The organism is Natrinema caseinilyticum, assembly GCF_024227435.1.
GTDB classification, from domain to species: Archaea; Halobacteriota; Halobacteria; order Halobacteriales; family Natrialbaceae; genus Natrinema; species Natrinema caseinilyticum.
Window position 1 is genome coordinate 2,595,540 of the sequence record NZ_CP100445.1, and the last position, 25,441, is coordinate 2,620,980.

Annotated in this window: 26 protein-coding genes; 14 read left to right on the top strand and 12 right to left on the bottom strand. The window is 64.3% G+C overall.

All coding sequences use genetic code 11. The features are described from left to right. Window positions 1-57: 57 nt before the first annotated feature. From NJT13_RS12715 to NJT13_RS12725, 3 genes are all read right to left on the bottom strand, one after another. Window positions 58-909, bottom strand: coding sequence for a DUF4870 domain-containing protein (locus NJT13_RS12715; protein ID WP_254522000.1), 852 nt, complete (start codon window positions 907-909; stop codon window positions 58-60). Between the two features lie 72 nt (window positions 910-981). Next, complete coding sequence (locus NJT13_RS12720; protein ID WP_254522001.1) at window positions 982-1,584, bottom strand: hypothetical protein; 603 nt, start codon at window positions 1,582-1,584, stop codon at window positions 982-984. A gap of 564 nt (window positions 1,585-2,148) precedes the next feature. Continuing rightward, window positions 2,149-2,334 carry a hypothetical protein gene (locus NJT13_RS12725; protein ID WP_254522002.1) on the bottom strand — a complete coding sequence of 62 codons (186 nt, stop codon included), beginning with the start codon at window positions 2,332-2,334 and terminating at the stop codon, window positions 2,149-2,151. Window positions 2,335-3,294: 960 nt separating this feature from the next. Here NJT13_RS12725 and NJT13_RS12730 point away from each other — a divergent pair. The 9 genes from NJT13_RS12730 to NJT13_RS12770 all read left to right on the top strand — a co-directional run bounded on the left by NJT13_RS12730 (window position 3,295) and on the right by NJT13_RS12770 (window position 11,346). Further along, window positions 3,295-3,930: an IS6 family transposase gene (locus NJT13_RS12730; protein ID WP_254522003.1), complete on the top strand. Its 636-nt coding sequence runs from the start codon at window positions 3,295-3,297 to the stop codon at window positions 3,928-3,930. After that, on the top strand, window positions 3,912-5,714 hold the full coding sequence (locus tag NJT13_RS12735; RefSeq protein WP_254522004.1) for an outer membrane protein assembly factor BamB family protein: 1,803 nt from the start codon (window positions 3,912-3,914) through the stop codon (window positions 5,712-5,714). The genes NJT13_RS12730 and NJT13_RS12735 overlap by 19 nt, the downstream gene beginning before the upstream one ends. Window positions 5,715-6,198: 484 nt before the next feature. Then, window positions 6,199-6,372: a hypothetical protein gene (locus tag NJT13_RS12740; RefSeq protein ID WP_254522005.1), complete on the top strand. Its 174-nt coding sequence runs from the start codon at window positions 6,199-6,201 to the stop codon at window positions 6,370-6,372. A 151-nt stretch (window positions 6,373-6,523) separates the two neighbouring features. Beyond that, window positions 6,524-7,402 carry a sulfurtransferase gene (locus NJT13_RS12745; RefSeq protein WP_254522006.1) on the top strand — a complete coding sequence of 293 codons (879 nt, stop codon included), beginning with the start codon at window positions 6,524-6,526 and terminating at the stop codon, window positions 7,400-7,402. A 462-nt stretch (window positions 7,403-7,864) separates the two neighbouring features. Beyond that, window positions 7,865-8,530: a YIP1 family protein gene (locus NJT13_RS12750; protein WP_254522007.1), complete on the top strand. Its 666-nt coding sequence runs from the start codon at window positions 7,865-7,867 to the stop codon at window positions 8,528-8,530. Between the two features lie 170 nt (window positions 8,531-8,700). Next, complete coding sequence (locus NJT13_RS12755) at window positions 8,701-9,309, top strand: FAD-dependent oxidoreductase (protein ID WP_254522008.1); 609 nt, start codon at window positions 8,701-8,703, stop codon at window positions 9,307-9,309. Window positions 9,310-9,408: 99 nt separating this feature from the next. Next, on the top strand, window positions 9,409-10,032 hold the full coding sequence (locus tag NJT13_RS12760) for a VOC family protein (protein WP_254522009.1): 624 nt from the start codon (window positions 9,409-9,411) through the stop codon (window positions 10,030-10,032). Next, entirely contained in the window at window positions 10,029-10,682 is a 654-nt protein-coding gene (locus NJT13_RS12765; RefSeq protein ID WP_254522010.1) for an alpha/beta hydrolase, read from the top strand. Before NJT13_RS12760 ends, NJT13_RS12765 begins: the two co-directional genes overlap by 4 nt. Before the next feature lie 187 nt (window positions 10,683-10,869). After that, window positions 10,870-11,346, top strand: a complete 477-nt coding sequence (locus NJT13_RS12770) for a VOC family protein (RefSeq protein WP_254522011.1) — start codon at window positions 10,870-10,872, stop codon at window positions 11,344-11,346. Window positions 11,347-11,476: 130 nt separating this feature from the next. Here NJT13_RS12770 and NJT13_RS12775 read toward each other — a convergent pair whose 3' ends face one another. Next, window positions 11,477-11,893, bottom strand: a complete 417-nt coding sequence (locus NJT13_RS12775; RefSeq protein WP_254522012.1) for a universal stress protein — start codon at window positions 11,891-11,893, stop codon at window positions 11,477-11,479. A 599-nt stretch (window positions 11,894-12,492) separates the two neighbouring features. Here NJT13_RS12775 and epsC point away from each other — a divergent pair. After that, window positions 12,493-13,365, top strand: coding sequence for a serine O-acetyltransferase EpsC (gene epsC / locus NJT13_RS12780; RefSeq protein WP_254522013.1), 873 nt, complete (start codon window positions 12,493-12,495; stop codon window positions 13,363-13,365). Window positions 13,366-13,445: 80 nt separating this feature from the next. Here the strand turns inward: epsC and NJT13_RS12785 are convergent, their stop codons facing one another. From NJT13_RS12785 to NJT13_RS12795, 3 genes are all read right to left on the bottom strand, one after another. Then, window positions 13,446-14,540, bottom strand: a complete 1,095-nt coding sequence (locus tag NJT13_RS12785; protein ID WP_254522014.1) for an aminopeptidase — start codon at window positions 14,538-14,540, stop codon at window positions 13,446-13,448. Window positions 14,541-14,620: 80 nt separating this feature from the next. Further along, window positions 14,621-15,718 (bottom strand): hypothetical protein, encoded by a 1,098-nt coding sequence (locus NJT13_RS12790; protein WP_254522015.1) that lies wholly within the window; start codon window positions 15,716-15,718, stop codon window positions 14,621-14,623. An 81-nt stretch (window positions 15,719-15,799) separates the two neighbouring features. Next, window positions 15,800-17,056: a M14 family zinc carboxypeptidase gene (locus NJT13_RS12795; RefSeq protein WP_254522016.1), complete on the bottom strand. Its 1,257-nt coding sequence runs from the start codon at window positions 17,054-17,056 to the stop codon at window positions 15,800-15,802. Between the two features lie 136 nt (window positions 17,057-17,192). Between NJT13_RS12795 and NJT13_RS12800 the strand changes: the two genes are divergently transcribed. After that, window positions 17,193-18,209, top strand: a complete 1,017-nt coding sequence (locus NJT13_RS12800; RefSeq protein WP_254522017.1) for a threonine aldolase family protein — start codon at window positions 17,193-17,195, stop codon at window positions 18,207-18,209. Window positions 18,210-18,223: 14 nt separating this feature from the next. On the opposite strand, the gene NJT13_RS12805 is transcribed toward NJT13_RS12800, so the two are convergent. After that, window positions 18,224-18,370: a DUF7859 family protein gene (locus NJT13_RS12805; RefSeq protein ID WP_254522018.1), complete on the bottom strand. Its 147-nt coding sequence runs from the start codon at window positions 18,368-18,370 to the stop codon at window positions 18,224-18,226. 480 nt (window positions 18,371-18,850) lie between these two features. Next, entirely contained in the window at window positions 18,851-19,399 is a 549-nt protein-coding gene (locus NJT13_RS12810) for a metallophosphoesterase (protein WP_254522019.1), read from the bottom strand. A gap of 156 nt (window positions 19,400-19,555) precedes the next feature. Between NJT13_RS12810 and NJT13_RS12815 the strand changes: the two genes are divergently transcribed. After that, a complete protein-coding gene (locus NJT13_RS12815) occupies window positions 19,556-20,500 on the top strand; it encodes a cation diffusion facilitator family transporter (protein ID WP_254522020.1) in 945 nt (314 codons plus the stop codon). A 14-nt stretch (window positions 20,501-20,514) separates the two neighbouring features. Here the strand turns inward: NJT13_RS12815 and NJT13_RS12820 are convergent, their stop codons facing one another. After that, window positions 20,515-20,925 carry a hypothetical protein gene (locus NJT13_RS12820; RefSeq protein ID WP_254522021.1) on the bottom strand — a complete coding sequence of 137 codons (411 nt, stop codon included), beginning with the start codon at window positions 20,923-20,925 and terminating at the stop codon, window positions 20,515-20,517. 157 nt (window positions 20,926-21,082) lie between these two features. On the opposite strand from NJT13_RS12820, the gene NJT13_RS12825 reads away from it, so the two are divergent. After that, the gene (locus NJT13_RS12825) at window positions 21,083-23,254 is read left to right on the top strand and encodes an ATP-dependent DNA helicase (RefSeq protein ID WP_254522022.1); all 2,172 of its coding nucleotides are present in this window, start codon (window positions 21,083-21,085) and stop codon (window positions 23,252-23,254) included. Window positions 23,255-23,294: 40 nt separating this feature from the next. On the opposite strand, the gene NJT13_RS12830 is transcribed toward NJT13_RS12825, so the two are convergent. Further along, entirely contained in the window at window positions 23,295-23,795 is a 501-nt protein-coding gene (locus tag NJT13_RS12830) for a 2'-5' RNA ligase family protein (protein WP_254522023.1), read from the bottom strand. A gap of 193 nt (window positions 23,796-23,988) precedes the next feature. Then, entirely contained in the window at window positions 23,989-24,183 is a 195-nt protein-coding gene (locus NJT13_RS12835) for a DUF7554 family protein (RefSeq protein WP_254522024.1), read from the bottom strand. An 86-nt stretch (window positions 24,184-24,269) separates the two neighbouring features. Between NJT13_RS12835 and NJT13_RS12840 the strand changes: the two genes are divergently transcribed. After that, a complete protein-coding gene (locus NJT13_RS12840) occupies window positions 24,270-25,382 on the top strand; it encodes a helix-turn-helix transcriptional regulator (protein ID WP_254522025.1) in 1,113 nt (370 codons plus the stop codon). Window positions 25,383-25,441: the final 59 nt, after the last annotated feature.

Genomic DNA, 25,441 nt, shown 5'->3' on the forward strand with positions numbered 1-25,441 from the left:
CCCTCCGACGGTCGATAAACCGACCACCCCGTTTCGACGGAAGGCGGCCACTTTTCGTCAGTACTGCCGGACCAGATACACGACGGTCGCGAGCCAGACGGCTCCGGCAAAGGCGTAGATCGCGTCACCGGGAGGGTTCTCCGAACCGAACTGTGTCGCCGACAGCACGTACGTCAGGACGGCAACGACGAGCGGGCTGCCGACATACGGCAACCAGTTCGTCCTCGAGTTCGGATCCGACGTGTCGTTCGCTCGCGCATCGCGAACGAGGACTGCAGGGGTGATTATCGATGCGACGGTCAGGAGTACGACTAGTCCGAACCCGATGGCGAAGACGAGGCTCCCTTCCGGTCCTCCCGCGATACCAGTCCAGATGAGGTACGCGAACGCGATCGGTACCGTCGCGGCGTACCCGACGAGAACTGTCGGCCAGACTACGGAGCCCTCGGTTTTTGCTTCGAGCCAGCCGACGAAATCCGGTGCGAGTGGATACGACCAGGCGCTGCCGAATATTGCTTTGCCCGTGGCGATGAGCCCAAATGCGAAGTTAATCAGGACCACGGACGTACACACGAAAACGCCCACTGCAAAAACGAGGAGAAACACCGTCCCGATCTGTCGTAATGGCGTGTTTTCTGGGGCCCACGATTCGAACGCCAGTCCAGTAGCGAACGTTCCGAACAGGACGGCGAACGTTCCGGTAATCAGTAGCTGCCAGTTGAACGCATTTCGGGCGTTTTCTCGCGTGAAGTCGCGTTTCGCTACCAGGTAGACGACTGCTGGGAGGACAACCCCGGTTCCCAGGCCCAGCAGGTGGACGAAGATTCCGCTCAGGGTTCGTTCAGTCAAGAGGTCCGGTCCCGGTTGTGTCTGTGCATCGGTCGATGTGGATCGGTGTTCGTTGGACATCGGTGCGTAACGTTCGGTTCGTTCGTGTGACCGTGATGGGCAGCAGGCGGCTTATCGATCGGTTCGTCGGCGTTACCTGGAGCGGATGCGTTCGGGAAGGACGCGCTTCGTTGCCCCTCTTTTAGTTCGGATCATTCTCGCCAGTCGCTCGGCGAGCAACAGGGCCAAACACATCACGAAGAGGTTTCCACCGGCTTCCCAGTACCCGTTCGTACTCTGCACGGGTGGGTCGCCTAACACGACGGGCGCGAGGATCCCGATGGCAAAGAGGACGAGCGTCAACTGAAACCCCGCGAGCACCAGCGTTCGGATGCCGGCCGGATTTCGAAGGCGAACGAAATCGCTGACGGAGAGGGTTTCGAGCGGCGTCTCGAACGCGAGTGCGTCTTTCCCTTCGGGCGAAAGTGGCCAGTTCGACTCCGGGTGGTTGATGTAGTACAGCGTGATCGACTCCGGATACGTGTCGGCGGCGACCACGTCCCGCTCGCGGAGTTCGTTCAGTCGGAGACGAACCGTCTCTTTGCTCACGTCCGGGCGGACTCGAGCGCAAATCTGCTCGGCCGAGAAGTACGGCCGCTCGGCCTCGAGCATCGTCTCGACGACGTGGCGCTGCGTGAGCTTTTTGTCGAGAGTGTGTTCGATCCGGTTCTCGATCCAGGGCGGAAGCGTGGACATCGTGTCAGTGATCACACCGTGATTGTGGGGGGAGTTAAACCCACATCCGAATTTGGCGGGCACCAAATCGGTTCGGAGCGGGGAACACGAGCAGTTCAGTGGCCGATCACGATATCGGCACTCGAAACGGTCCAGTTCATCCGGTCGCGTCACTGGTGGAAGCAGTTCCGGGAGAGCAGTCCCGCTTGTGCCCCCATTCGAGACCGTTGTGGACGGAGCGTCCATTTCACGTAGTTATCGTGACGTTCGGCCACTCTCCACGTGAACGGAAGACGTAATGGATCGGTTCGACCACCCCCTCGAGTTGCACGTCGATAGAATCCGGTTTCCGAACACGCACACGAACTTCGACCTATCGTGTACGAATCTCGAGTCGGCCGATCACTCGATTCGCCGTTCGCCGTCGACCGTCCGACACGATCCGTTCACGTGACGCCAAAATGGACCGCTCGGTGGGCCACGAACCCGGGATTCGGCGGCCGCGTGTCCGAGTATCCGAACCCGTGTGCGGTAGATTCGGCGTGATCGGCCGTCGAGACCCTCGCTGAGCAGCGCTCGAGTGCGTCAGCGAGTCCGTTCCTGTGCGGCCGCACGGGTGGTATCGACCCGCTCGAACAGTTCGATCGTGGCCTCGATGTTTTTGATCGACGGCCGCATCGTGATCGGTTCGGGGAGTTCCCTGTCGAGCGTCTTCACCTCGCCGAGAACCTCCTCGAGGCGAACCCGTGTGAACTGGTGGCTATCGGTCACGTGTGATCTCCCTCCGCGTGTCGGTCACCGGTCGTGTGCGTCTTCCAGTCGGTCGTGGACCGGCCTCGTGTGGAACGATAAAACCACGCAGCAGGCGCTCTCGGGACGTTTTATCGGCCTCAGCTTCCGAAATTCTTTCGTAGGGTCGTGTGTGAGTATACATTGTCCTCAATTGGTGCGAGGACACGGGTCGGGTGCTCCTACACCCGGCCGACTTCATTCATTCGGCCATCCCGCGCCTCTAATTTAGCTGATTAGGATCGGTTACTTATAGCTTACTGAACACCTCGCGGACCTCCGATGCGGACAGTGCGGGGAGATCGCTGCTCCCGTGCCAGCGGAGCGCGGAGGATCTGCAGTGAGCGCGCCGTGCGCCTGAACGGTTTCGCCACCGCCAGCGCTTTCGACGCCGTCCGTCGGTATCCTGGAACGGTCCACCCCGTCGATTTTGCGGGCAGACTCGCTCGTGGGTGCCTCCTATCGGCACTCCTCGTGATCGAAGGTCGCTCGAGACACGACACGGATCGTCTCACCGCTCTTCGACGAAAGAAGAAATCGGAGACGACATTCGCCACGTTGCGGTGGAGACGGCCCGAATACGCAGCAGACGTGATTACCGAAATGAATCTGATAAAAATAACGCTCTGGGGAAGTACAATACATAGCGTAATTTACACAATTTTCATTCTTCCAGGTAGCATAGTGTGGTCGAAGTAGAAGGGCCAATAACGACGATTTCCGGCGGATGAGCCCGCGCGGATACCGACGTTGAAACGGGATTAACCCACCTATAGTAACTGATCCAACACGCTGGACGTGAGGCATGCGGAATTTCAAGCGACGGAACGTCCTCGGTGCGACCGGGTTCGTTCTCGGTGGTGGTTTGTTCGTTGATGGATCCTTCGCGGTGCTGTTCAGATAAGGCTGAAGGAGTGAGGCGTGGCGTTTTCAAAGTGATTCATGCCCGAAAACGCACGCCTCAGTCCTAGTATCGGCCAGTTCGACTTGGATTTTGTGGAGCGAGAAGCAACACCGCGGCTGTTGATGAAGCTCAGTATTCAGCTCCATCTTGCTGGACTCTCGCTTTCGAATACTGTTCGTGTTCTCGAGATATTCGGTGTTGAACGGGCTCGATCGACGATTCATAACTGGGTTCACAAGGCAGATCTACAGCCCGATTCCTGTCGAAGCCCGGATCACGTTGCAGTTGACGAGACGGTGATCCGGCTTGACGATGAACAGTATTGGCTGTACGCCGCTGTCGATCCAGAGTCAAACGAATTACTCCATACAAAGCTTGAACCGACGAGAAATAAGGTCATAGCCAGTACATTCTTCACGGAATTACGCGAGAAACACGATGTCGATGACGCTGTGTTTCTCGTTGATGGGGATAAATCACTGAACTACGCCTGTCAACGGCATGGCCTCGATTTCAGATACGAACGACATGGAAATCGGAACAGTGTCAAACGTGTCTTTCGGGAGATAAAACGTCGAACCTCTTCTTTCTCAAACTGCTTTAGTAACGCTCACGCAGAAACTGCTGATCAGTGGCTCAGATCGTTCGCCTTCGCATGGAATCAGCTTATCTGAACACGATGTCCTTCGCGGGGTCCGAAACCATGGACGGCCCTGCCGCGAGTTGGCCCCAGCTCCAGTTCGACGCAGCTAATTCCGGAAACGCTGATACGTCCGGCCCGGCGAAACCCCTCCACACGGCGTGGCGGTTTCAGTCCGTCGGGGAATACGGTTGCGCCTCCGCACCCGCGATGGCGGACGACACGCTGTACTTCGTTTCGAACGACACCGGCGACGGCGGCACCGCCGACGGCGGTTACTCGGGAATCGTCCACGCAGTAGACGCTAGTGGGACCGAGCGTTGGCGTACCCGCACGACGGTGGCACAGTCCTCACCTGCGGTCGCCGATGGGAACGTGTTCGTCGCCGGGCGCGGCGGTCCCCTCCTCGCGCTCGACGCCAGTACCGGCGACCAACGATGGTCGTTCGGCGACGCGAGTACCTTCGAGGGCTCGCCGACGGTCGCCGACGGAACCGTCTTTCTCGCTACCAGTGCGTCAGACGACGGACTCGTATTCGCCCTGAACGCAGCAGATGGGACCGTCAAGTGGTCCGCTGGGGCTGACGTTCCCGGCAGTCCGATGGAGGTGACGGCCGTCGCCGTGGCGAACGACGTCGCGTACTTCGGCGTCGGGACGGACGCCAGCGAGGGTGCGCTGTACGCAGTCGACGCCGAAACGGGCGACCGGCGCTGGCGTGTCGATTTCCCCCGGGTAGGCCGTCATCCCGGAAATCTCGCACCGCCAACGATCGGCAATGGACGGGTGTTTTTCGCCACGAATAACGCGCTGTTCGCGTTCGGATCGGACGGCACCGAACAGTGGCGGGAGGAGATACGCGGATTCACGCCCCGCTTTTACACTGAACAATCGCCCGCCGTCGCTGACGGAGCGGTTTTCTTCCTCGACGGTGACGGACTGATCGCCGTCGATGCTGCCACTGGCGGCCGTCTATGGCAGTTCGATCCCTCGAGCGTCACCGTTAGCAGTTCACCGGTGGTCGCCGACGGGACGCTTTACGTCGGGACGGAACAAGCGGGGATGTACGCACTCGATGCCACCACCGGCGACCCGGTAGGGCAGTGCCGACCGAGACCGGACGCGCGGGTTATCACTCCACCAGCGGTAGTCGACGGAACAGCGTACGTCGGTGCCTTTTCCCGGACCGGGAACGCGGCTCTCGGGGTGACCGCGCTGGAAACCGGACGCGACGCCACCGCCTCGGCAGAACCCACCGCGTCGTTCGCCGTCGTCCCCGACGAGATACTCCGTGAAATGCCCGTGCAGTTCGAAAACCAATCGGATGCGTTCGGCGACTTCGACGCCGAGGCCGACGATGTCGAGTATCGCTGGGACTTCGACGGCGACGGGGCGGTCGAGCAGACGACGATGAATAAGGATCGACCTCTCGAGTACACGTACGAGGAGAGCGGTCGCCACGAAGTGACGCTCACGGTGAGGAACTCGTACGGATGGACTGTCTCGACGACGAAGTCCGTCGAGGTTGCCGAGGAACGCTACGAACCACCGACGGCTCGCATCGAGACGGAGCCACCGAACGCCGACGAGAAGACCTTGGAGGCCGGGGATACGGTGATTCTCGACGCTTCCGCGTCGTCGAACGGATCGCGGGATATCGTCTCCTACGAGTGGACGACCGACAGTTGTGAAACGTCGGCGGGCGAACGGATCAGCGTCGGTCTCCACGAACCGTGTGGTGAGTGGCGGGTTCGGCTCACGGTCACCGATGAACTCGGTGTGAGTACCGAAACGAGCATCGTACTGACGACCGGCACGTAACGTCGCCACGCCCCTGAGACCTGTATTTCGGATCGGGGCGCCGACTTCTGATCGCTGGCTGCGGCCGCGGAGTGCTACGAATCCGTCACCTCCGCCAATTCGGCCCGTCTGTGAGCTCTGGTCGTACCCACACGTGGTCGTCGAATACCGGACGGACGGCACTCGACGGAATCGACGTATCGAACGGACGACGCGCTCTCTCGAGTCGCTCCGTGATGACGTGACCGGCGAGTGTGGTCGAAGATCGGTGTCCTCGACACCGTCAGGACGGGCCCTGTTTACGGTCGTCTCACGGCTCCCGTGGTGGCCGACTACCGACGTACTGGACCGCGGAATCCCGCCTCGAGTCGCATTAGATCAGCGCAACGCGAGTGAGGGTCTTCTCCGACCGATCGAAACGACACAACGTGTCGATGTCGGTGTCCCACCGATACCGCTCCGTCCCCGCGTGTTACTTATCACCCAGCCGTACTATCACGACGGTATGGAGCGGCGACGACTCAAGACGGGGATCGGCCTGGCGATGGTCGCGCTGGGACTCGTGCAGGCGGGCGCGTACGCGCTCCAGAGCGAGTGGGTCCCGACCGCTCTGGGCCTCTTCTATTCGGTCATCGGACTCGCGTACCTACGGGCCGAAGTGTACGCAGCCGACCGGTGATCGCGGTTACTCTCCGCGAGAGCGGACCGCGAGACCACCCTCTGCCTCGCGTTCGCCGGCCGTCCGACCCGAATATTGACGAGGATCCACCGATACCGGTGTATCAAATGCGACCACGACAACGCGCGCCGTCGACGGGCGGGAGGCACCGATGACTATCGAGACCGTCCCGTCTCTGGTCGAACCGGAGTGGCTCGAGACCCGATTGGAAGCGCCGGAGTTACGCGTCGTCGACTGTACGGTTCACCTCAGCTTCGACTCCGAAACGGGGGAGCGGCGAACCGAATCCGGCCGTTCGGACTGGGAGCGCGGTCACGTTCCGGGGAGCGTGTTCGCGGATATCCCGACCGACCTCTCGGCGGCCGACCCGGCGTATCCGTATCAACGACCGTCGCCCGAGAAATTCGCCGACGCCGTGGAGGAGTTGGGGATCGGCGACGACTCGAGGGTCGTTCTCTACGACGCGGCCGGAAACGGGTGGGCCGCGCGGGTCTGGTGGTTGCTGCGGGCGTTCGGCTTCGATCGCGCGGCGATCCTGAACGGCGGGTGGGAGCGGTGGACCGCCGAGGATCGGCCCGTCTCCACCGCCCCGTCGGCGGATCGGGAGGCGACGTTCACACCCGATCCGCGACCGGATCGATTCGTCGAGAAGGAGGCGGTTCTGGAGGCCATCGACGACGACGCGTGCTCGCTGGTCAACGCGCTCCGGCCGGAGGATCACGCCGGGACCGGCCTCGTGAAGTACGGCCGTCCGGGGCGAATCCCGGGGAGCGTCAACGTTCCGGCCGTCGGCGACGACGCGTTCGTCGATCCCGAGGACAAAACGTATCTCCCTCGAGCGGCACTCCGCGATCGATTCGCCGAGGCCGGCGTGACCGATAGCGAGCGCGTCATCACCTACTGTGGCGGCGGCATCGCCGCGAGCAACGCCGCGTTCGCGTTGTCCCTGCTCGGCGTGGACGAGGTGGCCGTTTACGACGGGTCGCTGTCGGAGTGGGGACGGACCGACCTCCCCATGGAGACGGACTGAACGGCCGGTACTCGTCGCTCTGCGTCAGTGGCGCGGCGTCGGTCTCGGAGAGCGCCCCGTCTCGGGACACCTAAATGTATCGGCTGACTGATTGGTTCCGCCGCATTAATGTCGGCCACTACCGTTAAATACGATGTCGGCAGAGTCGGTCGGTGGTGTTCCAGCGTATAAGGGGAAACACTGGTCATCGGATTCACGCACGACGATCACCATCTTCGCTGCCGACGTGTGTACATCCTTTCGGAGTCGCGATGTGTCGTCCAGCGATTTCTCTCGCGGTCGGTCGAGCGGACGAATGCCTGATCCGGGTCGGTACACGGGCGTCGGGGACTAGGGGGGACGCACTGGAGCCGAAACGGGAGACGGTTCACCCGTCCGAGTCGCTCGAACCGATGGGTTTCTCCCGCTCGCGACCGGCCGCGAGCCGGAACCGATGAGTAGTCGGAGTACCGACACGACCGTATGGCCAGTCGCTTGCGACACCTCCTCTTCGATCCGGCGGCGTTTTTCGATCGGGAACCGCCCGCACTGTCGCGGTCCGCTGGCGTCCTCGTGGCGATCGGCGTACTGTGTCTCGGCGTGGTCCCACCGGCTCTCTCGCTGTTGCGGTCGCCGGTGATACCGGATTCGGTGGTTTTCGACGCGTTTCCGCCGATCAGATACGTCACGGCGGGGTGGGACGTTTCCGTGCCCGGAATTGTCGGTCTCATCGCTGCCACACTGGTCGCGGAGCCGCTGATCGCCTGGCTCGCGTTTACGGCGGTGTTTTACCTGCTCTCGTGGCCCGTCGCGGGCGAGCGCGGGTTCGGCCGGACCGTGAGGTTCGTCGCCTGGGGGTTCGTTCCGCAGTTCGTCGCGAACGTCGTCGCGCTCGTCGTTCTGTCCCTCAGGTTCCCAGCGACCCCGACCGAAATCTGGAGTCTCGGGATAACAGTTCCCGCACGGATCTACGCGTTCCCACCCGCGACCGATCCGCTATTCGTGGCGGCAAACGCCGCCGCGGTCTGCTGTACGGTCTGGTCGGGCTTTCTGTGGGCTCACGCCGTGTCCGCCGCTCGCGGCGTGTCGCTTCGCCGTGAGGCCGCCGTCGTCGTCGTCCCGACGGTACTGGTTCTCGGCCCGATCTGAGCGCCGGCTACCCGGCACCGTCGGTCGATCGGCGGGCCGGAATCGCGTGCGTACAGCCGAACGCGAGCGTTTCACGGTCTCGTCGCCGCACCCACTGACATCGATGTTACGTGGTTGTCCCCGGGTTGCTACTGGATTGATACCCTTGCAGTAACATAATACAACTACAGATGAGTGACGAGACGACTGCGGACGATGTATCGGTGATCGTTGTCGGCGGCGGTCCGGCCGGACTGAGCGCGGCGCTGTTTACCGCGAAAAACGGCCTCGAGACGACGGTATTCGACACCGACGAGACGTGGATGCACAAGGCCCACCTGTTCAATTACCTCGGGATCGGCTCCGTCGGCGGCAGCGAGTTCATGGCGACGGCCCGACAGCAGGTCGACGATTTCGGCGTCGACCGCCGGCAGGGAGCGGCCGTGACCGCCATCAACGAGACCGACGACGGGTTCGCGGTCGAGACCGAGAACGGGAGCGAGGTGGCCGATTACGTCGTCCTCGCGACGGGAGCCAACCGCGACCTCGCCGAGGACCTCGGCTGCGAATTCTCTTCGGAGGATACCGTCGACGTCGGCGTCGAGATGGAGACGAGCGTCGACGGCGTGTACGCGACCGGCGCGATGGTCCGCGCGGAGGAGTGGCAGGCCGCGATTTCGGTCGGCGACGGCGCCGCCGCAGCGCTCAACATCCTCTCGAGCGTCCGAGGCGAACACTTCCACGACTTCGACGTGCCAGACGACGCCGCGAGCGTCTTCGCGGGGCACGTCGCGGAGTAATCCCCGCACCGAGAACCACACGCGGCGCGAGAAACCGGGGCGCCACCCGACCCCGACACACGATCGACGACCCACGACACGCGACTCACCCGGCCCACCATGCCTACCGAACCCACCAACCCTGTCACGCCAGAACTGCCCGACAGCCCCGTCCACATGACGGGCACCGACCACATTACGATCTGGGGAAGCAACGAAGCGGACACGATCGAGTTCTACCGCGACCTCCTCGGGATGCCGCTGGTCCTCCGACAGCCGAACCTCGACGACCCCTCGCAGACGCACCTGTTCTTCGACACGGGCGACGGTCGCATCCTGACGTTCTTCGTCAGTGACGATCGCCCGTCGAACCAGCGCGGCCAGCCCGGTGGCGTCGGCGCCGTCCACCACCTCTGTTTCAGCGTCGAGCCCGACGAGTACGAGGACACGATGGCGGCTCTGGAGGAAGCCGGCCACCACTACAACGTCTTCGACCGCGGCATCTTTCACTCGATCTACACCCGCGACAACAACGGCCTCGTCATCGAACTCTCGACTGACAAGTACGAGTTCCCAGACGACCGCCGCGGCGAGGTGCTGGCGAAAGCACAGGAACTCCGCGAGGAAGACGGCGCGGAGTACGCGAAGGACGAACACCTCCGCGGAGCGATCGAGGCGGTCGGCCTCGAGGTCGTCGAACACGACCTGCCCGACGCCAGTGCTGGCACCGGTGGTCTCGAATGAGCGCGGGTGACCGCGTGGACGGCCCGCACCAGGGCCAGCGACTCGTGATGGGCGGGACGGACCTCGAGGACGCCGTGGCGGCACTCGTCCTCACCCACGGCCGCGGGGCGACCGCTCGCGGGATGATCCGGCTGGCCCGCGACGTCCACCGGGATGGCGTTGCACTGCTCGCGCCGCAGGCGGCCCGCCGGACCTGGTATCCGAACTCGTTTCTCGCCCCCGTCGACCGCAACGAGCCCGGCCGTCGGTCCGGCTTACGGGCGATCGGCGACGCGATCGAACGGGCGAACGATGCCGGGATACCGACCGAACGGATCGTGCTGGCGGGCTTCTCGCAGGGCGGCTGTCTCGCCAGCGAATACCTCGCCCGGAATCCGCGACGGTACGGCGGCCTCGCGGTCTTGAGCGGCGGGTTGATCGGCGACGAACTGGACGACGAGTACCCCGGCGACCTCGAGGGGACGCCGGTCTTCCTCGGCTGTAGCGACGTCGACCCGCACATTCCGGAAGCGCGCGTCCACGAGACGGCCGCGGTGCTCGAGTCCATGGGCGCGGCCGTGACGAAGCGACTGTACGAGGGACTGGGCCACGGCGTCACCGACGACGAACTCGAGTTCGTCTCGGGGATGGTCGCCGATCTCGTCGACTGATCCACATTCGCGGGTTTCGACTCCTCCTCCGGCTCGTCGTCGGGCGGCCGACGACGGAGCCACTCGAGCGTGAGCCCGCCGCCGACCGAACCGTCCGACCGCCGGTATCGTCACCGTACAACGTGAAGCGACGACCAATTCCGGAACATCCCGTACCTATAATTAGCCGCTCGCGAACGCTTCACCGATGGCCGCAATCGGTTTCAATCACGTCACGGTGTACGGCGACGACGTCGACGAACTCGTGGCGTTCTACACGCGCGTGTTCGATCTCGAGCAGGTACAGGCACCCAACCTCGGCGTTCCGGCCGCGTGGCTGCGCTGTGGAGACGGACAACTCCACCTCGTCCACCGGGAGACCGCGGCCCCGCAGTACCACCACTTCGCGTTGACGGTCGACGACTTCGAGACGGTCTATCGGCTGGCTCGAGCGGAGGACCTGTTCGACGAGCAACTGGCCCCGGACGGTCGCCTCCCGATATTCAAGCTCCCCGACGGCAGTATCCAGATGTACGTTCGCGACCCGGCCGGCAACCTGATCGAGGTCGATTGGCCAACCGAGGCGACGCTTTCCGACACCGTTCGGGAACAGATCGTCGACCGAAGCGACGAACATCCGCAGTCGGAAGCGCAGGCGCAGGCCGAACTGTTCACGACATCGTAGCGGCTCTCACCGGAGACGACCGGCCCTCGGCGGACACTCGAGCGCGCCGTCCGTCGTCTCGAGACCTCTGTCCGATTGCCGAGACCCCTCGAGCGGATCGAATTCGCGGTGGGTCCGTTCGAGCGTCGAGTCAGCGCATGACGGTGACCGGCACCGGTGACCGACGGACGACCTTTTCCGCGACGCTCCCGAGCAAGACGCGGGAGAGACCGGACCGACCGTGGCTGCCGACGATGATGTGATCGATGTCGTTGTCCGCCGCGTACGAGACGATTTCGCGTGACGGGTTCCCGGCGACGAGTTCGGTCCGGAACTCGAGGTCGGGATCGCCGACGATCTCCCAGGTCTCGTCCGGGAACTCCTCGGCGACCTCCTCCTCTCGCTCCCGAATCATATCCTGTGCGATCTTGACGCTGGCGCTCGGGGCCCCGTCCGCCGCTTCGATGACGCGCAGCAGCACGATCTCGTGGTCGGGATACGTGGTGAACGCGTGTTCGACTGCCTTCTGTGCGGGTTCCGAAGCGTCGTAGGCGACGAGGACTGCCATACGTGTACTCGCGCGCTCGACGCTATTAATCCGGCCGATAGGCGGCCGGTCGGGGAGTTCGAGGGAACCGTCGGGAGACGGTCGCCGTCACCGGTCGTGGTTCTGGTGTCGTGTCTCGAGTCGGTTCGAACCGGAGTCGGCCGGCGAGCCTGTTGCCGACGGGACCCCCGTCGGGCACCCACCGTCCCCGTGGTCGTCCTGGTCCTGCCGGACGCCCTCGGACGCGAGCGCGACTGATTTATCCGCCGGGCTCTTATCCCGTTCGTTCGCTCGAGTTCCGGCGGACAGCCGATCGTTCGTCGCTCGGCGTTCCCACCGAAACCACCGCGCCGACGGCGAGAGACCGGCCCGATAACGGGGCTCGAGACTCCCCGTTCGCTTCGTTCGTCACGCGTGCGTCGATCGTGCCTGTAGAAAGCGATCGGGATCTGTGAGACCGCTCTTCTGCGAGCAGTGTTCGGTCGCCTCGCTGTCTCTCCAGTTGTTGTACTCGTACTAAATCCAGTAAATATTAATATGCAGAATTCAGTATCTGTACTGAAATCTCTCGAGTACGCGACCACTGGCACGAATCAGAACGATATCTGTCTCGAAAACCAATGACCGACACACACACGGAACCAGTCCAGGACGCACTCCTGGGATCGTACGACGACGACGATATCAGTGTCCCGCAGCAATCGGGACGTGACCGCGACAGATCGACCGTCCGCGAGGAAGTGTCCCTCCTCAGGAAACTTCTGTTCCCGCAGTGCTGGTGCGTGGAACCGTACGCCACTCGCTCGGCCGTCAGCGAGAAACTCGATCGGCTGGGGGACCTCTTCGTATCGGGGATCGAATTATACTCGAAGCCCAACGCTCGAGCGATCGTCGACGAGGTCCTGCAACGGCTTCCCGACGTCCGCGCGCAACTCACAGACGACGTCGAGGCCGCGTACAAAGGCGACCCGGCCGCGAAGAGCGAACTCGAGATCATTCGATGCTATCCGGGATTTCTCGCCGTCACGGTCCATCGGGTGGCGCATCTGCTGTATCGACACGGCGCCCCCGAGTACGCGAGGGAGCTCGCGGAGGCGGCGAAGACGACGACCGGCATCGATATCCATCCCGGTGCGACGATCGGGAGTCACTTCTTCGTCGATCACGGGACGGGCGTCGTGATCGGCGAAACCGCGACGATCGGCGACTGGGTTCGGCTGTATCAGGACGTAACCCTGGGCACCCTCCATTTCAAGGACCGAAAGGAGAGTCCCCACATGCTCGAGAAAGGGTACGAGCGCCATCCGACCATCGGCGATCACGTCGTCATCGGCGCCGGTGCCAACGTCATGGGTCCGATTTCGATCGGGGACCACGCGAAGATCGGGTCGAATTCGTGGGTCACCGACGACGTTCCCGAACACACCACCGTCTACGTCTCGAATCAGGTCGAAATGAAACGGCGAGAGGAGTCTCCGGTCCGGGGTGAGTAACGCGCACCGAACCGTTTCCGCTCGCTCACGTCGTTCGCTCGCGCAAAAATCTCCACCAAAAATCTCCACCAAAAAGACGTCTACTCCTCGAACCCGTCCTCAAATCGGAACGTCCCGTCGCGTTGTACCACTTCACCGTCCACTTCGATGAACGAATCTTCGCTCATATCGACGATCATGTCCACGTGGACCGCGGAATCGTTGGCCTCGTTGCCCTCGCCGACGGTATCGTCGTAGGCCCGGCCGACTGCCATGTGAACCGTATCGCCCATCTTTTCGTCGAACAGCATGTTGTGGGTGAACTGGTCGATGTCGCGGTTCATCCCGATGCCGAGTTCGCCCAGTCTGCGCGCGCCGTCGTCCGTGTTCAGTACCTCGGTCAGGACGTCCTCGTTCGTCGCGGCCGAGTGAGAAATGACCTCGCCGCCCTCGAACTCGAGGTGCACGTCGGTTATCTCTCGGCCCTGGTGGTACAGCGGCATGTCGAACAGCACCTCGCCCTCGACGCTGGCGGGCTGGGGTGCGGTGAAGACCTCGCCGCCGGGCAGGTTGTGCTCGCCGTGGTCGTTTTTCGTCGGGTTGCCCGCGATGGACATCGTTACGTCGGTCGTGTCGCCGCTTTTGATCCGGATTTCCTCGGCGGAGTCCATGATCTCGACCATGTTCTCCTGGTGGTCGCGCTGTTCGTCCCAGTCTTTGTTGACGGCGTCCCAGACGAAGTTTTCGTAGCCTTCGGTGCTCATCTCGGCCAGTTGCGCGTTCGCGGGTGCGGGGAACTGGGTGAGACACCACCGCTTCGAGAGCCGTTCCTCTAGGATCGGCCGGTGGGCCTGCTGGTGGGCCGCGCTGATTTCGGGGGCGACGTCACTGGTCTGGGTGACGTTGTCGCTTGCCCGGATGGCGATGTAGACGTCGGCGTTCCGGATGAGCGCGAGTTCGTGCTCCGGCGTCTCGAAATCGCCGTCCGAGGCGCGAAGGTACGCGCGCTGGCTGCGCTTGCCGGTTCGCTGGCTCGTCGTCACGGGATTGGCTCCTCGGTCACCGATCACCTCGTGGAGAGCGACGACCAGGTCCTCGGCGACGGGGTGGGCGTCGACGACGACGTTATCTCCTTCCTTCAGATCGACCGAGTGGGTCGCGATGATCTCGGCGTGTTCGCGGATTCGCGGGTCCATGGTCCGGTATTGATCGGGGGAGGGAAAAACGGTTCGTGATCCGGAATCCCAGGAGACGTCGACCGATCTGCGTTACGATCTCAGTCCGTGGCCCACCCGTATTCGTCGGTGGCGTCCGTTTCAGTCTCGCGGCTCGAGGACGAGGGACGACCCGGTGGGTTCGGGCCCTGACCGCCGACCGTCTCCTGGAAGAACGAGACTGACGCTGCCGTTAGAACGAGCGAGAGCGGGGACGAAAGGAGCAGCGCGAGCAGGAATCCCGGACCGCCGGCGCTCATCACCAGTGACAGAACCACGGAGGCGACGAGGGCCGCAACGAGGTGGCCGACGCCGAACCTGAAAACCGGCCCGGCCGCAGTCGTGAGACGTGCGGACCGGCGAAATGCCTCCACGAAGGGGGCGTCGTCGACGACGAACAGAAACGGCACCGGATAGAACACGTAACTGAGGACGACGATCACCGGAATCGCGAGCAGCACGAGCGGCGGTGCGAGAACGAAAGCGGGAAGCACCAGAAGAAACGCGCCGAATCCGACGAGGTTGTACAGAACGAACCGCGGCGCGTAGGTGACGAGACACGAGCCCACGGCGATCGGCTCGTTACGGAGCCGTCGATCGATTCCGCCCACGTAGCCCGCCATCAGTATCCCCAGCAGAACTGCGTACGCGACGAGCGCGAGTCCGATCAACCCGAGCATCTCCACGCCGATTGCCTCGAGAGGGACGTCGATGGTTTCGACGGGCGTCTCGATCGTCACGTCGGTCCCGCCGGTGTCCGTCCGTTCGGGAATCGTCGAATCACCGGTCGGCAACGCTCCTGGCGAACCGTCGCCGACCGACGGGGTGCCAAATGCCTCTTCGCGTGGCGTTCGTGGGGCCGGTGCGGGCGGATCCGGTGGAGAGGCGAGTCGCCACAGCGTCACGAGCGGCGACGGGAAGGCGAATTCGAAATTGATGGAAAAGCCGCGACCGGCGGGGGCGAGCGCTCGTCGGACTTTCTCGACGTCGAGCAGTGCTGCAAACAGGGGCACCAGGGCGAACGCCGCGAGATCCTCGAACCGGTCGACGACGCGGGAGACGTGGCGAACGAAGGGGCTCGACCCGTTGTTGCCAGCCCCGTCGGCGATCGGCGGGCGACCGTCGTCCGGATTCGGTCCCGTCTGCGGAGAGCGAGCCATACGTCACGCCACACATGACACTCTGGTGAACGTTTCGATCGACACGACGATCGGTTCGGGAGTTCGTCGCGTCTGCTCCCGTTATCGACCGTTCACCGTCGTCCAGTCTGCGAGTGCGACGGCGAGATCCCGTCCGAACTGTCGCGCGGTCGTCGGCGTCACGGGGTCCGTTGCCGTCCCGACGTACGGAACCTCGAGCGAGGCGGCCGGCTCGGCACCTAGCTGCGAGCAGTACCGTTCGAACGTGTAAAGCAGGCCAGACTGCCCGTCGAAACTCGCCAGCCCGATACCCGGACTCGAATCGAAGGTGAGCGTCGGCTCGTCCGCCCTCGAGCGAGTCTGCGTCACGTCCTCGAGTCGCGTCGCGAGCCCGCGAAGCTCGGCGCTCGCGGCCGACGGGTCGGTCACGAAGAACGGCCGGTCGTTGATATCGCCGCCCCACTTGTACGGGCAGTGGAAATCCAGCGCGACCGCGAGGGGGTCGCGTGATCGCAGATCCGCGGCGATCGCCGCGGTGGTCGGGTACAGCGGCGACAGATCGGTGATCGCGTTCCCGTCGACGTAGTCCCGATTGTGATCGTGGGGTGACCGGTGTTTCCCCTGATCGCCTCGTTCGACCCCATCGAGGTCGCCGAACGGGTACGCGTGAACCCGGTGCGTCTCGAGCAGCGCGCCCGCGTCCTCGCTCTCGAGGAGTTCCCGGAGGGTGCCCTCGAGAACGTACGAGGCCGTCGATTCGCAGGCGTGATGGCGGGCTGCGAGTGCGATGTGGCAGTCGGCGTCGGACGGGCCGAGCCGAACGACCGGCACCGTTCTCCCGCCTGCGGTCGTCGTCAGCGTCTCGACGGTCAGGCGCGGATCGGACTCGAATTCGAACGCGAACGCGTCGAAATCGGCGCGCTGATAGGGAAACGACAGGGCGAACTGCGCCCCTTCGCCGGCGTCGAACGCGTACCGGAACCCGGTCGCGTCGATGCGGTGGTCGGCGCCGAGCCAGCGCCACTCGTCCCACGCGCCGTTCCCGATCGGCCCGCCACAGGGCATCGCCATTCGCACCGCCGGTCCGCGGGGTCCGACCGCTTCGTCGTTCGGGAACTCGAGTCGGAGTGTCTGGGTGACGTCGCTCTCGACGTCGACGTTCCAGTAGAACCAGCGCCGGGAGGAGTCTCGCGGTTCGGATTCGAGCCGGATCGTGTCGCCGTCGACCCCGACGACGCGGCCGTTACCGCCGGGATGGGTGGTCCGAAGCGTCACCCGTCCGGCACTCGTCTCGAGTTCGTCCACCGCGCCGGCGTCAGTCGTGGCCGCTCCATCGCGGATTGTCCCCTCGACGTCCATACGTCTCGGTCGAAGCACGTCACCGTAAATTCGTGCGTTCCGTCAGTTCCACCGATTCCGCGGGTCCGTCGATTCGGTGCGGGGTGGGGATCGACCGAACGTCGATTATTTGGGTCCCTTCCGTGTATTCCGACTCGTGATCGATTTTCGCTCGGATACCGTGACGAAACCCGACGACGCCATGCGAGAGGCCGCCGCCACGGCCGCCGTCGGCGACGACGTCTACGGCGAGGACCCGACGGTGACCGAACTCGAAGCTCGCGTTGCCTCCCGACTCGGAACGGAGTCGGCGCTGTACTTCCCGACGGGGACGATGGCGAACCAGACCGCCGCTCGCGTCCACACCGAGCACGGACAGGAGGTCCTCGCTGATCGACGGAGCCACGTCGTGACGTACGAACTCGGCGGCCTGGCACAGCACTCGGGGCTCCAGGTACGGATGCTCGATGCCGACCGCGGGGTTCCGTCGCCCGAGCGAATCGCCGCCGCGTCGGTCGAGGAGGACCTGCACCGGCCCGGGACCGGACTGCTCTGCCTCGAGAACACGCACAACGCTCGCGGCGGTCTCGCGATCGAACCGGGTCCGATCGCCGCGGCCGCGACGGCGGCCCGCGAACGCGGCGTCGCCGTGCATCTCGACGGGGCGCGATTGTTCAACGCGGCGACGGCGCGTTCCGTTCCGGTCACGGCGTTTACCGACTCCGTCGACTCCGTCATGGTGTCGCTCTCGAAGGGGCTGGGGGCGCCCGTCGGCTCCGTGCTCGCGGGTAGCGAGGGATTCATCGAGCGCGCCCGCCGCACGCGAAAGCTGTTCGGGGGCGGGATGCGCCAGGCCGGGATCGTCGCGGGCCCCGCGCTCTGTGCCCTCGAGAACGTCGCCGACCTCGAGACGGACCACGAGAACGCGCGACTGCTGGCCGATGGGCTGGACGCCGTCGGTGGATTCGACGTCCAGCAACCGGAGACGAACATCGTTCTCGCGGACGTTTCGGAAACGGGTCTCGAATCCGCGGCCGTCGTCGACGCGCTACGCGACCGGGACGTGCTGGCGACGCCGTTCGGACCGGCGACGGTCCGATTCTGTACGCACCGCGATATCACTCGTGACGACGTCGAACGGGCACTGGGTCGACTCGACGATGGAATCGTCTGATGGCGAGATTCGGACTACCGGCCACCGCGCATCCCGTCGCGGAACTCGAGGACGGTCCGTCGCAAGAGGAGATAGGAGAAGAACACCAGCGAGAGCAGGATCAGGACGACCGCGACGATGACGGGATCGTCGGGGACGAGGCCGATGATGGAATCCAGCATGTGCGACGCGTACACTGTCTGCGTGGTTAATCGTTTCGACCTCGATTCACCATTTTCGGCCCGGAACGAACTATAGCTAAAAACGACGTTTTAGCTTGCGCTGCTTATTACGTGTCGCCGGTCGAAGCGTCACGTGCGCCTCGATCGTTGGCCCTCCACCGCGCCACCGGCCTGTTCGAGGTTCGTCCTCGAGATCGAGGCCAGCCGCCCTGCCCCGCAATCCGTGCCGGCTCGCCCGTCGCCCCCATCTGACGAATCGGTGCCACCACGGGCGACCGGCCACCCTCTGACATCGGTGCGCGTCCGGTCCCTGCTGACATCGTTCCGCAAGCCCCCGCTGACGTCGGTCCGCGGGTCGTTTCGTCGAGCCTCGTCGATACCGCATCAGCAGTCGGCTCTCACCGACGTTGCGTGCCGGGTCCGTCCGAGTGACTCGCCCTCGATCGACACCGCGTCCGGTTCTCCGTTGCGCTCGTCCCGTTACGGCATCCGTATTTCGACCGTCTCGATGATCGTCCCGTCCGGTTCCCGAATCGCACCCTCGAGTCGACGGTCGGTGGCCGTCTCACTCGTCTCTCGGTCTTCGCCGCGTGCCGGCTCGAGGACCGCGAAACCCGGCCGATTCCCGCGCGGGTCGGCGTGACTTCCTGGGTTCACCAGGGTGACGTCGCCGGCGTCGACGACCGTCGGTCGATGGCTGTGCCCGAAGACGACGACGTCGGCGGCGCGCGAACGGCCGAACATCGCGAGTCCCGTCTCGCCGCCGTCCCGTCGGTGCGTGAGCGCGAATCGAACGCCGTCCGCCTCGACGACGCGGGCCGGCGGCAACCGATCGCAGACCGCCGGATCGTCGGCGTTTCCGTGGGCCGCGTACAGCCGGTCGCATTCCCGCTGAAAGGCCTCGAGGGCCACCTCGCTCGTGAAATCGCCCGCGTGGAGGACGACGTCGGCGGTACGCGCGGCGGTCAGGGCCTCCCCCTCGAGTTCGTGTCCGCTGACGCTGTGCGTATCCGAGAAGATGGCGATCATGGTCGTCGTTCGGCCCCCGCTAACAGGATCGTTTCGGATGCGGACGTCACGTTCGCTCGGATCGCAGTCCAGATCGGGTCGGGCCGCTCCCGGCGGTGTCGCCGTCGGCTCTAGAACGGCTTATACTTTTGACGGGGCCGTTCGTAGTCGTCGCCGATGGCCAGTAGCACCTCCGTCGTCCTCGCCGCACTGTTCGCGAACGGCGCGATCGCGATTCTCAAATTCGGCGGCTTCCTGCTCACCGGGAGCCCCGCGATGCTGTCGGAAACGTACCATTCGGTTTCGGATACGGGCAATCAAATCTTCCTGCTGATCGGAATCCGCTACGGCGCACAGGAAGCGACGCGGGAACACCCGTTCGGCCACGGCAAGGCGCAGTTCTTCTACAGCCTCCTCGTGAGCGTCATGCTCTTTGGCATCGCCGGCTGGGAGAGCGCGCGACACGGCTACAGTGCGCTGACTCACGGCGGCGTCCATCGGGCCACGGAGGACGTCACGCTCCTTCGATGGACGTTCGACCCGATATTCGTCAACTACGCGGTGCTCATCGGCGCAATCCTCTTCGAATCGTACGCGCTCTGGAAGGCCTACCAGGGGATGAGCCGTCAGATGGAGGAATACGGCTGGACGAGTTTCCGCGAGGCATTCCGCAAAACCAGCGACGTGACGACGCTGACCGCGCTCACCGAGGACACCATCGCGCTCTCGGGTGCCGGGATCGCGCTCTTCGGAATCTACCTCACGAGAAGAACCGGCAATCCGATGTACGACGCCGGGGCCGCCCTCGTCATCGGTCTCATGCTCATGGGATTCGCGGTCGCCCTCGCGTGGGAGAACAAACGGCTGATCATCGGCGAGAGCCTGCCGAAAGACGCCGAGGACGACCTCAAGCGGATCATCTCCAACTGGGACGGCGTCACCGACCTCGTCGACTTCCGGACCGTCTACTTCGGCGCCGAAGAACTGCTCGTCACCGCCGACGTCGCGTTCGACCCCGACCTGGACACCGAGACGCTCGAGCGCCGCATCACCCAGATCGAACTGGCGCTGATGGACCACGACGAGCAGGTCCAGAAGGTCTACATCGAACCCGAAACCTGAGCGACTCGGATGCGTTAATCGCCATCTTTCGGGCCCGTTTCGTCGTAGGCCGCCACCACCGTCGATCCCGGCGGCCGGTCGTTCAGCACCGCCGTCACCGTCGTCTCCTCGAGATCCACCGTCGAGTGGAGTCGATCCCAGTCGTCTCCGGTTTCGACGGCGACCGCAACGTCGGTCGGGCTCGCACCCGGCGGCAGGGCCGACGGGTCGTAAGCGAGCGCGATCCGGACCGCCTCGATCGCTTTCAACTCCTCGCACGCGACGAGATCGACCGGCTCGGCGAGGCTATCCGCCGGCGGCTCGCTGACACTCCGCTCGAGGCCGAACTCGTCGGGAACGACCCCGGCGACGAGGGCGACGTGAGCCCCCGCGCTCTCGAGGGCGTACTCGTCGACGGTGCTTGCATCGTATCCGGGAATAACCATACCGGGAGCAGGCACTCGATACTCATGTCGCTGTAGCGTGCGCTCGCCGGCCGGTAGTCGCCATCGCCGCCGGCCGACTCGCGAACCGGTGACGACTGAAGACTGACGGCCGAATCGAGACGAATCCTTTTATCGCAGCGCGAACCTATCACGTAGTGTGTCCGAGACTGCCGGGTACATGCGCTTTTTCCCGTACGACCAGCCGTACGAGAATCAGCGCGAAGCGATGGACCGCATCCACAACTCCCTCTATCGGGGACAGAACGTCCTCTTCGAGGGTGCCTGCGGGACCGGGAAAACCCTCTCGTCGCTGGTGCCGGCCCTCGAGGTCGCCCGCGAACAGGACAAGACGGTCGTCATCACGACGAACGTCCACCAGCAGATGCGCCAGTTCGTCGCCGAAGCCCGCGCGATCACGCGCGAGGAGCAGATCCGTGCGGTCGTCTTCAAGGGAAAATCCTCGATGTGTCACATCGACGTCGGCTACGAGGAGTGTCAGGCCCTGCGGGACAACACTCGGGCCGTCGTCGACGCCGAGCGCGACCGCGAGCAACTCGAGCGCCGCCAGCGCGAACTCCTCGCCGAAAGTCAGGACGGAGACGGCACCGCTGCCGACGCTCGTTCGGCGGTGATGGACGAACTCGACTCGATCGAAGACCGGCTCGCGGAGCTGGAAGACCAGAACGTCTGCGACTACTATCGGAACAATCTCACTCGGGATACGGACGACTTCTTCGCGTGGCTCTTCGACGACGTCCGCACGCCCGACGAGATCTACGAGTACGCCGAGCGGCAGGGATTCTGCGGCTACGAACTCTTAAAGGAGGGGATCGAGGGCGTCGACCTCGTCGTCTGTAACTATCACCATCTGCTCGATTCGACCATCCGCGAGCAGTTCTTCAGGTGGCTCGGACGCGATCCCGAGGACGTGATCGCCGTCTTCGACGAGGCTCACAACGTCGAGGACGCCGCCCGCGAGCACGCGACCAGGACCTGCTCCGAGCGGACCGTCGAGTCGGCGCTGGACGAACTCGCGGATACCGACGATCCGCGATCCGAGGACGCCGCGAACGTCCTCTCGGCGTTTCACCGCGCGCTCGTCGAGACCTACGAGGACTCCTTCGGCTTCGGCGACCGCGAGCGGATCGGCGACGGCTGGTCCGACGTGTCCATCGCCAACGAGGACCGCAGGGACGACCTCACCCTCGAGTTCCTGGGGCGGTACTCGGGACGGGGAATCGAGGACGACCTCGAGGCCGCGATGAAACTCGGCCAGGAACTGGACGAACAGTACGAGGACGCGTATCGGGAGGGTGAGACGGCCACGCGCACCGAGTGCCAGACCCTCCAGGCCGCGGCCTTCGTCAGCGCGTGGCTGAACGAGGGGTCGAAGGAGGGCCTCTATCCGGTCGTCGCCGTCACTCGGGACGGCGGTACCGACGAAATCTACGGCCACGCGGAGCTGTACACGTGTCTGCCGCGACAGGTGACCGGTCACCTGTTCGACGAAGTCTACGCGACCGTGCTGATGAGCGCGACCCTGCAGCCCTTCGACGTCACCGAGAACGTGCTGGGACTCGAGGACGCCGTCACCATGGCGTACGGGTTACAGTTTCCCGCCGAAAACCGTCTGACGTACGCCGTCGAGACCCCGGCGCTGTTCGCTTCGGACCGCGACGACCCGGCGGTTCAGGAGGCGGTCGAGGAGGCGATCGACGACGCCGTTCGCATGACTCCCGGCAACACGCTCGCGTTCTTCCCCAACTACGGGGAGGCCGGTCGGTACGCCGACCGGCTCGAGGCCGGACGCGATCGAACCGTCTACCTGGACGAACCCGGCGAGTCGGTCGAGGAACTCCGCCAGGAATTCGTCGCGGACGACGACGCGGTGCTGTGTACCTCGCTGTGGGGAACCCTCTCGGAGGGGGTGAGTTTCGACGGCGACGACGCAAACACCGTGCTCGTCGTCGGCGTGCCCTATCCGCATCTGGACGACCGGGCGGAGGCGGTACAGGACGCCTACGACGTCGCGTTCGACGGTACCGACACCGGCTGGCGGTACGCCGTCGAGATTCCGACGGTCCGAAAGACCAGACAGGCACTCGGCCGCGTTATCCGGTCACCGGACGACGTCGGCGTCCGCGCGCTGCTCGATCGGCGCTACTCGAGACGGGCCAAGTCCGACCTCGGGAAGTACAGCGTCAACGGCACGTTCCCGCACGAAGAACGCGAGGAACTACTCGACATCGACCCGGACAAGCTCAAATTCGCGATGCTGAATTTCTACGGCGATCACGACGCCTACGACGGGGAGCCGCCGACGCCGTGATTGGTCGTCTCGCCGTCCCGGTTCTTCTCACCGCCTCGAGTCAGGACGGCAGCGAAACGCGACTCACCGGCAACTTGTACGTCCCGTCCCAGAACTCGAGTTCGCTGACGGTCCACCGGACTGGCTCGATCTCGCGGGCGGCCAGCCGCGTTGCAGTCTCGAGGTCGCCACCACGGGCTACGGTTACGTGGGGGACGTAGTCGGGTCCCTCGAGTCCCTCGACGGGTTCGAAGGCGTCGGCGAGGTCGGCGTGGATCCCCTCGAGGCCGGGGCTCTCGACGGCCAGATAGACGACCGGCGCGGAACCGAGCGGCGGGTCCTCGAAGTAGTCGATGCCCGTGATCTCGGCTTCGACGGCCGGGGCGCCCTCGAGCGCGCGGTGGGCGCGCTGTTGGAGCTGTGCGACGTGGTCGGCGTCGCCCAGCCGCTTGAGCAGACACGAGTGGTTTTCGCGGACGGTCTCGAATCCGACGACCTCGGGGTAGAGGTCGTCCGCGAGCCGGCGAACGCGACCGGGGACCGGAACGTTGACGCTGTACACTTCGTCCGACGTAGGGTCGGCTCGGGTATCAGTCTGGTGATTCCTCGAGTCCGAACGGCGGCGAACGATCGGCGGCCGAGGAGTGGCGGCGGCCGAGGGGTGGCTGCGGCCGAGGAGTGGCGGCGGTCGATTGGCGGAGGACTGGTGGAGGTCGATCAGTGACGGTCGCTCGTCGCCGGGCCGCGCGGGCTCTTCAGAGCCGATCGAGCAACCAGAGGACGATCAGGACGGCGATCGCGAGCTGGACGACGACGACGAACGGGCCGAACAATCCCGCAATCGTGCCGATCGCCGCCTCGAGGATCTCGAGGACGAGCAATATGGCGACCAGTCCGAGGACGAGTTTGAGCAGCGTTTCGACCTCGAGTTCGCCGCGCGAACCGTTCATACGTTCACGTACGGACGACTGTTTGAAAAACGCAGCGCTACCGTGGTCGGAAAGACCTATTTAGACGGCCACAGCATGTCCCCGTAATGGACGTGAGGGGGCTGCGGGCCCTGGTTTGCGTGCTCGTGGTGGTTGCCTGTTCGGTCGCGTTCGTCCCGGGTTCGGCTGCTGTGGCGGCGGATCTCGGGGCCCAACGAGCGGCGCTACAGGAGTCCGGAAACGAGAGTATCGGGCTCGAGGATGCCGATCGGATCCACGTCGACGTCTTCATCGCCGAGAACGGCACGGCGCTGGTGACCGTCGACTATCGGTTCCATCTCGACGACGGAAACAGGACCGCGGAACAGTGGGAGGGGCTGCGAAGCGACATCGAATCCGATCCGGAGTCGTACGTCACTGGCGAGCGATCGAAGTGGAACGAGACGCTGGTGAAAGGCGAAAACCGGACGGAGCGGGACATGAATCTCTCGAACATTTCCATCACCGTGGAAGAAAACCCCGCGCCGCGGGCGATAGGCCACGCGAAAGTGACGTTCCAGTGGTCGTCGTTCGCGCTGGTCGAACTGAACCGGATCGAAGCCGGCGCCGCACTCTCGGGGTTCACGCTCGATGACGGGACGACCCTGCAGTTCCGCTGGCCCGAGGAGTACAGCGTCTACGAGAACGAGGGGGAACTCCAGATCGATCCGTCACCGACCGACCAACCGGACAGTTCGGTCGCCTGGCAGGGATCGGAAACCACGTTCACCGACGACCAACCGCGGATCGTCCTGGTCAAAAACGGCAACGCGGGCACGGAGTCCCCGTCCAACGAGGGACCGGCGATGCCCTGGGCGATCGTCCTGCTGTCGCTCGCCCTGCTCGCGGTCGTCGGCGCCGCCGGGTGGTTGGTCGGACGCAGTCGAAACGGATCGGTGACGTTCGACCCGTCCACCACGGTCCGACGGACCGACGGCTCGTCCGAAGCCGAGTCGACCGCGTCTGACGGCCCGCCCCCGGAACTGCTGAGCAACGAGGAACGGGTCCTGCGGCTGCTCGAGAACCGCGGCGGCCGGATCAAACAACAGGAGGTCGTCTCCGAACTCGAGTGGACGGAGGCGAAAACGAGTCAGGTCGTCGGCGATTTGCGCGAGGACGACGAGATCGACGTCTTCCGGATCGGCCGGGAGAACGTACTGGCGTTGCCGGAAGAGGAGTGATCCGGTGAGCCCGACGGGTCGTTCGAGCCCACTAAGAAAGGCTTTAGTACCACGATATC

What these genes read in the sequence shown, in the direction of transcription:
- NJT13_RS12835 (WP_254522024.1), bottom strand. Translation starts at nt 24,183, where the DNA reads ATGAACGGTTCGCGCGGCGAACTCGAGGTCGAAACGCTGCTCAAACTC.
- NJT13_RS12810 (WP_254522019.1), bottom strand. Translation starts at nt 19,399, where the DNA reads ATGATCGCCATCTTCTCGGATACGCACAGCGTCAGCGGACACGAACTC.
- NJT13_RS12775 (WP_254522012.1), bottom strand. Translation starts at nt 11,893, where the DNA reads ATGGCAGTCCTCGTCGCCTACGACGCTTCGGAACCCGCACAGAAGGCA.
- NJT13_RS12795 (WP_254522016.1), bottom strand. Translation starts at nt 17,056, where the DNA reads ATGGACGTCGAGGGGACAATCCGCGATGGAGCGGCCACGACTGACGCC.
- NJT13_RS12755 (WP_254522008.1), top strand. Translation starts at nt 8,701, where the DNA reads ATGAGTGACGAGACGACTGCGGACGATGTATCGGTGATCGTTGTCGGC.
- NJT13_RS12840 (WP_254522025.1), top strand. Translation starts at nt 24,270, where the DNA reads ATGGACGTGAGGGGGCTGCGGGCCCTGGTTTGCGTGCTCGTGGTGGTT.
- NJT13_RS12770 (WP_254522011.1), top strand. Translation starts at nt 10,870, where the DNA reads ATGGCCGCAATCGGTTTCAATCACGTCACGGTGTACGGCGACGACGTC.
- NJT13_RS12765 (WP_254522010.1), top strand. Translation starts at nt 10,029, where the DNA reads ATGAGCGCGGGTGACCGCGTGGACGGCCCGCACCAGGGCCAGCGACTC.
- NJT13_RS12740 (WP_254522005.1), top strand. Translation starts at nt 6,199, where the DNA reads ATGGAGCGGCGACGACTCAAGACGGGGATCGGCCTGGCGATGGTCGCG.
- NJT13_RS12735 (WP_254522004.1), top strand. Translation starts at nt 3,912, where the DNA reads ATGGAATCAGCTTATCTGAACACGATGTCCTTCGCGGGGTCCGAAACC.
- NJT13_RS12730 (WP_254522003.1), top strand. Translation starts at nt 3,295, where the DNA reads ATGCCCGAAAACGCACGCCTCAGTCCTAGTATCGGCCAGTTCGACTTG.
- epsC (WP_254522013.1), top strand. Translation starts at nt 12,493, where the DNA reads ATGACCGACACACACACGGAACCAGTCCAGGACGCACTCCTGGGATCG.
- NJT13_RS12785 (WP_254522014.1), bottom strand. Translation starts at nt 14,540, where the DNA reads ATGGACCCGCGAATCCGCGAACACGCCGAGATCATCGCGACCCACTCG.
- NJT13_RS12790 (WP_254522015.1), bottom strand. Translation starts at nt 15,718, where the DNA reads ATGGCTCGCTCTCCGCAGACGGGACCGAATCCGGACGACGGTCGCCCG.
- NJT13_RS12815 (WP_254522020.1), top strand. Translation starts at nt 19,556, where the DNA reads ATGGCCAGTAGCACCTCCGTCGTCCTCGCCGCACTGTTCGCGAACGGC.
- NJT13_RS12820 (WP_254522021.1), bottom strand. Translation starts at nt 20,925, where the DNA reads ATGGTTATTCCCGGATACGATGCAAGCACCGTCGACGAGTACGCCCTC.
- NJT13_RS12805 (WP_254522018.1), bottom strand. Translation starts at nt 18,370, where the DNA reads ATGCTGGATTCCATCATCGGCCTCGTCCCCGACGATCCCGTCATCGTC.
- NJT13_RS12720 (WP_254522001.1), bottom strand. Translation starts at nt 1,584, where the DNA reads ATGTCCACGCTTCCGCCCTGGATCGAGAACCGGATCGAACACACTCTC.
- NJT13_RS12745 (WP_254522006.1), top strand. Translation starts at nt 6,524, where the DNA reads ATGACTATCGAGACCGTCCCGTCTCTGGTCGAACCGGAGTGGCTCGAG.
- NJT13_RS12750 (WP_254522007.1), top strand. Translation starts at nt 7,865, where the DNA reads ATGGCCAGTCGCTTGCGACACCTCCTCTTCGATCCGGCGGCGTTTTTC.
- NJT13_RS12760 (WP_254522009.1), top strand. Translation starts at nt 9,409, where the DNA reads ATGCCTACCGAACCCACCAACCCTGTCACGCCAGAACTGCCCGACAGC.
- NJT13_RS12715 (WP_254522000.1), bottom strand. Translation starts at nt 909, where the DNA reads ATGTCCAACGAACACCGATCCACATCGACCGATGCACAGACACAACCG.